The sequence below is a fragment of the Algibacter amylolyticus genome, from assembly GCF_014202225.1.
Lineage (GTDB): Bacteria > Bacteroidota > Bacteroidia > Flavobacteriales > Flavobacteriaceae > Algibacter_B > Algibacter_B amylolyticus.
The window spans coordinates 1-11,573 of record NZ_JACHGE010000011.1 but is presented as its reverse complement, the minus strand read 5'-3'; the positions used below and the strand labels follow the sequence as shown (position 1 = coordinate 11,573).

The following is an 11,573-nucleotide window of genomic DNA, read 5'->3' as shown; positions in this document are numbered from 1 at the left end:
AACCTTCGTTATCTGGAACAATAGGCGCATCAGGTACTTCTATGTTGTAGGTATATGTGTAAACAGCTTCGTTATTAGCACAATCAGTATAAGTGAATGTATATATTTTTTGACCTTCACAATCAGGATCTGCACTTGCTGTAATTACTGGAGTAATAGGGTTTCCACAAGCATCATTAACTGCTGGTGTTGCTGGTTGAGTTGCATCGGTAAGACATACTACAGTAGATTCTTGGTTTTCAGGAACCGTAGGTAAAGTTGTTACATCTATAGAATAAGTATGTTCCCAAATATCAGTATTACCAGCACAATCTGTGTATGTAAAGGTGTAAATTAAATCACCTTCGCACTCAGGTGCAGTACTACTAGTCATTACAGGTATAATTTCATCGCCATTAGCGTCGTTAACCGTTGGAGGTGTTGGAGCAATAGCTTGAGATATACATTCTACCGTTGAAGTTTCGTTTTCAGGCACTGTAAAAGGTGCTAATTCTATGGTGTAGGTGTATGTCCAATTGGCGGTGTTATTAGCACAATCGGTATAGGTAAATGTATAAATTACTGAACCTTGACAATCTGGAGTTTCAGATTTTACAGCTTCAGAAGGAGTGATAGGATTACCACAATTATCATTTACTGTTGGAGGAGTAGGTTCTACAGCTTCATTTAAATTAGTAACAGTTTCAATACCATTAGCAGGTAAAGTAAAAGTATTTAATTCAATAGTATAAACGAAATCCCATTCATCAGAATTACCAGCACAATCAGTAAATGTAAAGGTATAAGTTCTTGTACCTTCACAATCAAAAGGGTTAGCTGAGTCCGTTATAACCGGAGCCGAAGCGGTTAGTGTATTTCCACAAGCATCTTGTATGGTAGGTAATGTAATAGTTGTACCATCGGCATCATCAATACATTCAACTGTTAACGCACCATCATCATTAGGAATTGTAAAAGTTGGTGTGCTAATAGTATAAACAAAAGCCCATTCATCTGAATTACCCGCGCAATCGGTAAATGTATATGTGTAAGTTCTATTACCTTGACAAGTAAGTGGATTAGGAGATTCTGTAATAACAGGAGCAGAGGCAGTTAATTCGTTTCCACAAGCATCTTGTATAGTAGGTAAAGTTATAGCTGTACCATCGGCATCATCAATACACTCAACAGTAAGCGCGCCATCTAAATCAGGAATTGTAAAAGCTGGAGTTACTATAGAATAAGTATGTTCCCAAATACCAGTATTACCAGCACAATCTGTGTAGGTAAAAGTATAAATTAAATCACCTTCGCACTCAGGAGCAGTACTACTAGTCATTACAGGTGTAATTTCATCGCCATTAGCGTCGTTAACCGTTGGAGGTGTTGGAGCAATAGCTTGAGCTATACAATCTACCGTTGAAGTTTCGTTTTCAGGTACTGTAAAAGGTGCTAATTCTATGGTGTACGTGTACGTCCAATCTGCAGTATTATTAGCGCAATCGGTATACGTAAATGTGTAGACTACTGAACCTTGACAATCTGGCGTTTCAGATTTTACAGCTTCTGAAGGTGTGATAGGATTACCACAATTATCATTTACTGTTGGTGGAGTAGGTTCTACAGCTTCATTTAAATTAGTAACAGTTTCGATACCATTAGCAGGTAAAGTAAAAGCATTTAATTCAATAGTATAGACGAAATCCCATTCATCAGAATTACCAGCACAATCAGTAAATGTATAGGTATAAGTTCTTGTACCTTCACAATCAAAAGGGTTAGCTGAGTCCGTTATAACAGGAGCCGAAGCGGTTAATGTATTTCCACAAGCATCTTGTATGGTAGGTAATGTAATAGTCGTGCCATCGGCATCATCAATACATTCAACTGTTAACGCACCATCATCATTAGGAATTGTAAAAGTTGGTGTGCTAATAGAATAAACAAAAGCCCATTCATCTGAATTACCTGCGCAATCGGTAAATGTATATGTGTAAGTTCTATTACCTTCACAAGTAAGAGGATTAGGAGATTCTGTAATAACAGGAGCAGAGGCAGTTAATTCGTTTCCACAAACATCTTGAATAGTAGGTAAAGTTATAGTTGTACCATCGGCATCATCAATACACTCAACAGTAAGCGCGCCATCTAAATCAGGTATTGTAAAAGTTGGAGTTGTTATAGTATAAATATAAGCCCACTCATAAGAGTTGGCAGAGCAATCAGTAAACGTATAAGTATAAGTTCTAGTGCCGTCGCAATCTAAAGGACTTGGTGCATCTGTAATTACAGGAGCTGATGGTGGTAATACATTACCACAAGAATCTGTTATTTCTGGTATTGTAAAAGATTCTGTGGCATTGGCTAAACAATTAACAGTTGCGCCTCCATCATCGGGAATAACAATTGTTGCTGAGCTTTCAATTGTAATTATTTGAGTAAATTCTTTTGTAGTATTACTACATTCATCTGTAAAGGACCATGTATTTGTAATGGTTCCAGTATCTGGACATGAATTATCTGCTACAAAAGAGCCTCTGGACTCCGTTATTGAAAAAGTGCAAGAAGCATCTACATCAGGAAGCAAAGCTTGAGCATCAGATAGTGCACTTACATCATTACATTCAATGGTTCTATTTAAAGAATCTTCTGGAGTTTGCCAATCTACAGTCGGTTTAATTACGTTAATAATGGTTCTATCGTTGTTTCCAACACCACATTCAACTACTGACGAGCTAGTAGTTGTTTGAGTAACATCGTTTAAAACACCCCTGTATTTGGCAGTAAATTGTAAACCAAATTGTGTGTCGCAATTTTCTGTTAAAAAATAGCATTCATCTTTTATTACTAAATTGAAATCAACATTTAAAGGAATCGATTTAGAAGTTACAGAAGAATCTTCCACTGTAAATTCTAAATATCCTGTTGAGGAATCATAAGTAGCGCTTACTCCAGTAGGTAAATTTGTTATTGGGAAATCTACTGTAAGTTGAGGAGGTAGCGTAGTATATATTCTAACATCTATAGCATCATCGTTACCCTTATTTTCTACCACAAAATTTCCAGTAATAGTTGCTCCAGGGTTTTGAGCTGCGCTAGATACGTCGGTAGTAACTTCAATAGGTCCTAATTTTGGTTCGAAAACTTCAACAGAAAGTCCTAATAAATAAAGACCATAGGACTCTTGTGTTGTTGATATATTTAATGTTGTAGACGTTTGATTATTACCTATTAAAGAATTATTCTCGTTATTTAATTCAAAAATTCCAGCATCGAAGCCTAAAGTATTTGTACTTGCTGGATTTCTGTCTATAAAATTGGAATTATTATGGGTAATTCGACTATTGAAAAAGTTATTGCCTGCTCTAATAGGGGTTAAAGGACCAGTTGTTAAATCCATAAACGTTGCTGAAGAAGGAGGTAAAATTTGCAACCTGTCTCCAAGGAATGTTCTATCACCCTCTATAGCACCAAAAAGTATATTTACATTAACATCTTGTGGAGCCGGCACCGTTGTAAAACCAGTTATTTCGACTTCATGATCTCTGTCGTCAGAAGCACTAAAAACGTGAGCATACCCATCAAAAATTGATATGTTTTTTAATGGTAACGTTGGACTTTCGTATACAAAAACAATTTGCCATCCACCTGCACCACTATTACTTACATTAAATCTTGGGTCGTCATTATGTTCATCATTTCTTTTTAAACTAGACTCAACGTTGGCTACTTGGTAGGTGTCATACGGTGAAATATTTTTATCTAAAAGTTCGGTGGTAACAAAATCTGTAATATCCTTGAAACACACATAAGGATCAAAACTAAAATGATCGTCGGCAGTACCATCGCCATTATCATCTCGTCCTCGGTATATTACTTCATCGGCAGTTAATTTTGTATAATTGGTTTGGCCCGGTAGCATTAATTTTACATCGTTAAAATCCCAATCTTCTTGATTTTCAGAGAAAGGGTCATTTGGATCGGGCTCAAAGTCTGATGCTGTCCAATATAAATAAACCTGTCTAATAGTTAGACATTTAGAATCGGCTATTGGTGCTTTAAACGTGGCATTACTCGAGTTGAAAGTGTCGTCAAAACTATCAATATCGACATATACTAAATTTGTGAAATTATTGTTATTTCCTTCTAAAATGTATGGGTTTGTAGCATGTCTAGAAACCGTATTATTTGCAATCATTGCAAAATCGCCATTAATAGACTCGTTATAGCGTGGCTCAAAAGGATGTTTTAATTGTGCATAAGAATACACGCTAAATAAAAAAAGGAGCGCCAAAATTAATTGATTGCGTTTAATATATGTGGTAGACGTTATCATAAGCCTTTAATTAACTAATTAATTAATATGTTTTTATAGTAAGTTATTTTTGAAATCTTGCTTTTTGCTACTTCAGTATTAATTAAAATACTTTGCTTAGTAAAAAATGAAAAACTAGCATCTTTAATAATATATAGTTTCAAAATATTTAAATGTTTATAAAAATCATTAATTAAAACACACACATTTAATTTAAGAGCCGTTTTAGTTTTCATGATTTTAAGTTTCTTATTACACCTAAATTTATTAAAACCAGATATTACTTCTGATAATTAGTAGTTTTCATTAAAAACAAATTTTGAGGGATACAAAGTAGGGAGGGAATACTATTTCTTAGATAAAAGAATATTACAGTAAATAGTAAATTTGGGTTCATATAATTTGATTTTGTTAGTAGGTGATACAAAAAAACGTATATGTAACTAGTTGGTCAAATATTCATGGCAAAGCACTTATAAATTCGATTAAAAGCTAATATGGCTTTTTAATTTACATTATAATTGAGGTATTCCAGAATTTGAATATTATAAAGATTTAATATCTAGAGTTTTATTTATTTTTTTAAAATGTAAAAATATGATCTACGATTGATTTGATGTTCTTCTTTTGTGCATCTAACACCATTAGAACATTTGTTTAATAATTGACTTTCACCATAACCAATAGCGCTTTCTATACGATCTTTTGATATACCTCTTGAAAAGATATAATCTCTAGTAGCTTTTGCTCGTTTGTCTGATAACGTCATATTATAAGCATCGCGACCACGACTATCTGTATGGGCTTCAATTTTAATAACCATAGTAGGGTTTACCCTTAACACATCTACAATATTTTCTAATTCATATTGTGCATCTGTTCTAATATTCCATTTATTAAAATCAAAATAAATAGGGTTTATTACTATTTGATTTCCTTGTATTAAGGACTCAAGATACAAATCTTGTTCAATAACGTTTCCGTCCTTGTCATTGGTGTTAATAGTTACTTGGTCTCCAGAATACGCTATAAGTTTTGCGGTAATAGTGTATTTCTTTTCACATTTAAGAGTGAATTGATATTCTCCGTTTTCGGTAGTTACTACTTCTTCAATAGTTTTACCCGTTTCATCAATAAGTTTAACAGTTACATCGGCTAGTGGTTGGTTGTCTTTTCTATCTCTAGTTACACCTTTAACTAATTGCGAGCAAACTTTAGTGTACACCGTATAAATATCATCGTTACCTTTTCCTCCTGGTCGGTTAGATGAGAAATAACTTCTCTCATTTTGATTATCAGAATCAATAAAGAAACCGAAGTCATCGAAACCACTATTGTAAGGTGCTCCAATGTTTTTAGGTGTTGCTAAACTATCCTTAATAAAATTAGATTTAAATATATCTAAAAGACCTAAATTTAATCTTCCGTCAGAAGAAAAATAGAAGGTACTATCTTTGCTAACAAAAGGAAACATGTCTCGGCCTTCTGTATTAATTTTAGGCCCTAAATTTTTAGGTTTACTAAATTGATTGTTTCCTAAAATATTGACCTCATAAATATCGGTATAACCTAATCCGCCTTCGCGATCTGAAACGAAATATAATTTTTTGTTATCTGGACTTAATGTTGGGTGTCCGGTAGAGGATACCTCGTCATTTATGCTAAGTTCAATAATGTTATCCCACTTACTATCGATCAAAGTAGCTTTATATATTTTTAAGTGTGTTGTTCCTTTTTTATCAAAGTTTAATTTATTCTTTTTTGTAACATTATCTCTAGTGAAATACATGGTTTTTCCATCGTTGGTAATGGCCACATTTGATTCATGATAATCTGAATTTATATTTGGAGAATCAATTAAAATAGGGTTGGAGAATTTTAACTCAAATCCTTTTTCTTTAACTGAAACTTGATACAAGTCTAAAAAAGGTTCTTTATTCCATCCATATTTTTTAGATTTAGCTGTATCTCTTGCCGAAGCAAAATAGAGCTCATTTTTATAAATATATGTTCCGAAATCTGAATTTTCAGAATTAATAGTTAGATTTTGTATTTTTATAGATAACGAGTCTTCAACTTTATTAAGCTCATCATATTTTAGTAGATTACCAATATCATAATTTTTGGCGCGGCTATCATTATTTTGGATTTCAACAAACTTTTTCATCCATTTATTGGCTTCAGCATAGTTGCCTAAACTTTTTAAAGATTGTATAAATCTGAATAAGTGTTCTGCATCAATTTCATATTTGCTAGCTGCTTTTTCGTACCAAAAAATAGCTTGCTTTGAGTTAGAATTATTATAGTAACAATCGCCTAATCGTGTTAAATTATGCTCGCTTTCATCACCATTTTCGATTGCTTTTTCATATAATTCGGCTGCTTTAACAAAACCATAATTATTATAAAACTTATCGGCAAGTTTAGTTTGGGCAATAATTGTACTAGTAAAAAATAACAAAAAGAGTATAAAAAAATTTGTTTTCATAGTAAAATGTTTTAGAAGTACCTTGGGGATTTAATACGTTTACTTTTAAATAATTCGTACATTAATAATATCTCGTGTGTACCGCTAGTGTAAGGTCTAATATCGGAAATAGGATACTCGTATGCATAGCCTAAGCGTATTTGTTTAGACACTTGAAAATCTGCAATACCACCTAAAGCGGCAGCCGATTCGTTAACTCTATATGCGGCACCTAACCAAACTGTTTCGTTGAATAAAAAATTTGCTGTTATATCAAAAGATAGTGGCGCACCGTTTGTTGCTTTAAGCAGCATAGCAGGCTTAAATTTTGTAGATTCGTTTAAATTGAAAACGTAGCCACCGGTAAAATAATAACTTATTCGCTCTAGCGCGATGTAATCTAACTCACCTTGTTTGCCATTGTTATAATCGGTGTTTAAAATTCTAGGAGCGGAAAGGCCTAAATACCATTTATCTGAATGATAGAATACACCTAATCCAATATTAGGACTCCATCTGTTTGAAACATCGTCAAAAAAGGGATCGTTAACGGCATTTGCTAATTCTGGATCACTAGTATCGTTTAGTAAGGATTGATCTAAACTATATTGTGTAAAACCACCTTTAATACCAAAAGCTAATTTATGCTTTTCACCAACAGGAAGGGTATATGAGAAATCACCATATAAGTATGAGAAATTTTCATAACCTAATTGGTCATTTATAAAGGATAGACCTACACCAATTCTGTCATTTCTTAAAGGGGTGTGAACAGATAGCGTTTGAGTTGTTGGCCCGCCTTCTAATCCAACCCATTGGCTTCGGTGTAAACCTACAACACTTAAGGTTTCTCTACTTCCTGCATAAGCAGGATTTATAGAGATAGTATTATACATATACTGTGTAAATTGCGGTAATTGTTGAGCGAACCCAACCCAGCAATTTGCTAGCATAAAAATAAATATATTTAACTTTATTGACTTCATAGTTTGTTTAGATTTATTTAGTACCTACATAAAATGCCTTAGCAAAAGGTTCTAATCCACTATTTTTTAAATTTACTATATAGAAATATGTTCCGTTTGGAACTTTTTCGGCTTTACCAATTGACGCGCTATGTGCAAACCCATTCCAGTTATTTTTGTAATCGGAATTGTCATAAATTTTTGCTCCCCAACGGTTGAATATTTGTAGTTCTACAACGAAATCACAATTTTCAACACCTGTAATTTTGAAAAATTCATTGTAAGCATCGCCGTTTGGAGTAACAACTTTTGATATTACTACGTCTTCTGCTCCACAAGGAAACACAATACATTCATCATGAATTTCTAAATTTACTTCAACAGCATTTAAGCATCCTCCATCAGTAAATTGATAACTGAATACATAAGTTCCTAATTCAACATTTTCAGGATCAAATATGTTATTGTCTAGAATAGCATTACCTTCAATAACCGTCCATTTACCGCCTAAATCAGAATTGCTTAAATAGTCATTTAAATCTATGATTCCATCATCAGAACAAGCTCTTTCGTCTATTGAGGAAACGAAGTCTATTAGCGTTACGGTAATGGTTTGCGTGTATATTTGCTCATTATTACAGTCATCTGATACTGTCCAAGTTCTTACTATTTCATAATCAGAAGGATTATTTTCATCTAAAGAATTTGTTTCAGTAAATTCAACGTTAACACCAGACGAACAATTATCAATAAATTCAACTTCTGGCACTTCTGGAATATTATCGCAGTTTATTGAAATAGTAGGCTCAATGTTTATTGTTGGTTGTGGTGCTTTAGTATCTTGAACCGTTATAGTTTGAGTATGCTCTGTAATTAAACCGTTTTGGTCTGTTGCTACCCATTTACGTTCTAGAATATAGTTTCCGCTACAAGAGCCATCAATTTTAGTTTCAGTGAATTTAACATCCACCCTACCACAAGGGTCTGATGCGGTTAAAACTGCAGGCGTTGGTATGCTATCACATTCATAAGTACCATCTTCTGGTAACGACTCAACAAATTCTGGATTTACGTTATCTTCTACTGTTACTAGTTGTTTACAAGTTGCTGTATTACCAGAACCATCAGTTACTGTCCATGTTACAATAGTATCTCCAAGAGGGAAATCAATAGGGGCATCGTTAGTGATCGTAGTTTCTGTACAGTTGTCGTTAACAGTTGGTGAACCTAAATCGATATTGTCAATATTCGTAGTACATTTATTAGCATCAATACTTACGGTTACAGGTTCAGCACACTCTACGAAGATAGGGTCGATGTTATCAATTACTGTTACTGTTTGCTCACAAGTTGTTGTATTACCAGAACCATCGGTTACCGTCCATGTTACGATAGTATCTCCAAGAGGGAAGGTGTCAGGTGCATCGTTTGTGATTGTAGTTTCGGTACAGTTGTCATCAACCGTTGGTGTTCCTAAATCGATGTTTCCGATATCCGTAGTACATCCGTTAGCATCTACATTGACAGAAACTGGAGCCGCACATTCCACAAATGTTGGGTCGATTTTATCAATTACTGTTACCGTTTGCTCACAAGTTGTTGTATTATCAGAACCATCGGTTACCGTCCATGTTACGATAGTATCTCCAAGAGGGAAGGTATCAGGTGCATCGTTTGTGATTGTAGTTTCGGTACAGTTGTCATCAACCGTTGGCGTTCCTAAGTCGATGTTTCCGATATCTGTAGTACATCCATTAGCATCTACATTCACAGAAACAGGCGCTGCACATTCCACGAATGTTGGGTCGATGTTATCGATAATGGTTACGGTTTGCTCACAAGTTGTTGTGTTTCCAGAACCATCAGTTACCGTCCATATTACGATAGTATCACCTAATGGAAAGGTATCAGGTGCATCGTTAGTAACGGTTGTTTCGGTACAGTTATCATCTACAATAGGCGATCCTAAGTCGATGTTTCCAATAGCTGTAGTACATCCGTTAGCATCTACATTTACAGATACAGGCGCTGCACATTCCACGAATGTTGGATCGATGTTATCAATAATGGTTACCGTTTGCTCACAAGTCGTTGTGTTACCAGAACCATCGGTTACTGTCCATGTTACGATAGTATCACCTAATGGGAAGGTATCAGGTGCATCGTTAGTCACAGTTGTTTCGGTACAGTTATCATCAACTGTTGGTGTTCCTAAGTCGATATTAGCGATATCTGCAGTACATCCGTTAGCATCTACATTCACAGAAACCGGAGCCGCACATTCCACGAATGTTGGGTCTATGTTATCTATAATGGTTACGGTTTGCTCACAAGTTGTTGTGTTTCCAGAACCATCGGTTACCGTCCATGTTACGATAGTATCACCAAGCGGGAAGGTGTCAGGTGCATCGTTAGTTACAGTTGTTTCCGTACAGTTATCATCAACTGTTGGTGTTCCTAAGTCGATATTAGCGATATCTGTAGTACATCCGTTAGCATCTACATTCACTGAAACCGGAGCCGCACATTCTACAAATGTAGGGTCTATATTATCGATAATGGTTACCGTTTGCTCACAAGTTGTTGTGTTTCCAGAACCATCAGTTACCGTCCATATTACGATAGTATCACCTAATGGAAAGGTATCAGGTGCATCGTTAGTAACGGTTGTTTCGGTACAGTTATCATCTACAATAGGCGATCCTAAGTCGATATTAGCGATATCTATAGTACATCCGTTAGCATCTACATTTACAGAAACAGGCGCTGCACATTCTACAAATGTTGGGTCTATGTTATCTATAATGGTTACCGTTTGCTCACAAGTTGTTGTGTTTCCAGAACCATCAGTTACTGTCCATGTTACGATAGTATCACCTAATGGGAAGGTATCAGGTGCATCGTTAGTAACGGTTGTTTCGGTACAGTTATCATCTACAATAGGCGATCCTAAGTCGATGTTTCCAATAGCTGTAGTACATCCGTTAGCATCTACATTTACAGATACAGGCGCTGCACATTCCACGAATGTTGGGTCGATGTTATCAATAATGGTTACGGTTTGCTCACAAGTTGTTGTGTTACCAGAACCATCAGTTACCGTCCATGTTACGATGGTATCTCCAAGAGGGAAGGTATCAGGCGCATCGTTAGTAACGGTTGTTTCGGTACAGTTATCATCTACAATAGGCGATCCTAAGTCGATGTTTCCAATAGCTGTAGTACATCCGTTAGCATCTACATTTACAGATACAGGCGCTGAACATTCCACGAATGTAGGGTCTATATTATCAATAATGGTTACCGTTTGCTCACAAGTTGTTGTGTTACCAGAACCATCAGTTACCGTCCATGTTACGATGGTATCTCCAAGCGGGAAAGCATCAGGCGCATCGTTAGTAACGGTTGTTTCCGTACAGTTATCATCAACTGTTGGTGTTCCTAAGTCGATATTAGCGATATCTGTAGTACATCCGTTAGCATCTACATTTACAGATACAGGCGCTGCACATTCTACGAATGTAGGGTCGATGTTATCAATAATGGTTACGGTTTGCTCACAAGTTGTTGTGTTACCAGAACCATCAGTTACCGTCCATGTTACGATGGTATCTCCAAGCGGGAAAGCATCAGGCGCATCGTTAGTAACGGTTGTTTCCGTACAGTTATCATCAACTGTTGGTGTTCCTAGGTCAATGTTTGCAATATCTGTAGTACATCCGTTAGCATCTACATTTACAGATACAGGCGCTGCACATTCCACGAATGTTGGGTCGATGTTATCAATAATGGTTACGGTTTGCTCACAAGTTGTTGTGTTACCAGAACCATCAGTTACCGTCCATGT

General features: G+C 35.5%; 4 protein-coding genes. All 4 read right to left on the bottom strand.

Features of this window, described 5'->3' with window-relative positions; translation table 11 throughout:
• The coding region (locus HNQ90_RS16615) for an HYR-like domain-containing protein (protein ID WP_183822378.1) at window positions 1–4,315 on the bottom strand (4,315 nt) is incomplete at its 3' end.
• Between the two features lie 553 nt (window positions 4,316–4,868).
• Entirely contained in the window at window positions 4,869–6,782 is a 1,914-nt protein-coding gene (locus HNQ90_RS16610) for an OmpA family protein (protein ID WP_144118051.1), read from the bottom strand.
• Window positions 6,783–6,793: 11 nt separating this feature from the next.
• Window positions 6,794–7,747 (bottom strand): PorP/SprF family type IX secretion system membrane protein, encoded by a 954-nt coding sequence (locus HNQ90_RS16605; RefSeq protein ID WP_144118050.1) that lies wholly within the window; start codon window positions 7,745–7,747, stop codon window positions 6,794–6,796.
• A 13-nt stretch (window positions 7,748–7,760) separates the two neighbouring features.
• Window positions 7,761–11,573 (bottom strand): T9SS type B sorting domain-containing protein (locus HNQ90_RS16600; protein ID WP_183822375.1); only part of this gene is annotated, 3,813 nt, incomplete at its 5' end.

Bases quoted from the DNA above. Each gene is read 5' to 3' on its own strand.
- HNQ90_RS16610 (WP_144118051.1), bottom strand. From the start codon at position 6,782: ATGAAAACAAATTTTTTTATACTCTTTTTGTTATTTTTTACTAGTACA.
- HNQ90_RS16605 (WP_144118050.1), bottom strand. From the start codon at position 7,747: ATGAAGTCAATAAAGTTAAATATATTTATTTTTATGCTAGCAAATTGC.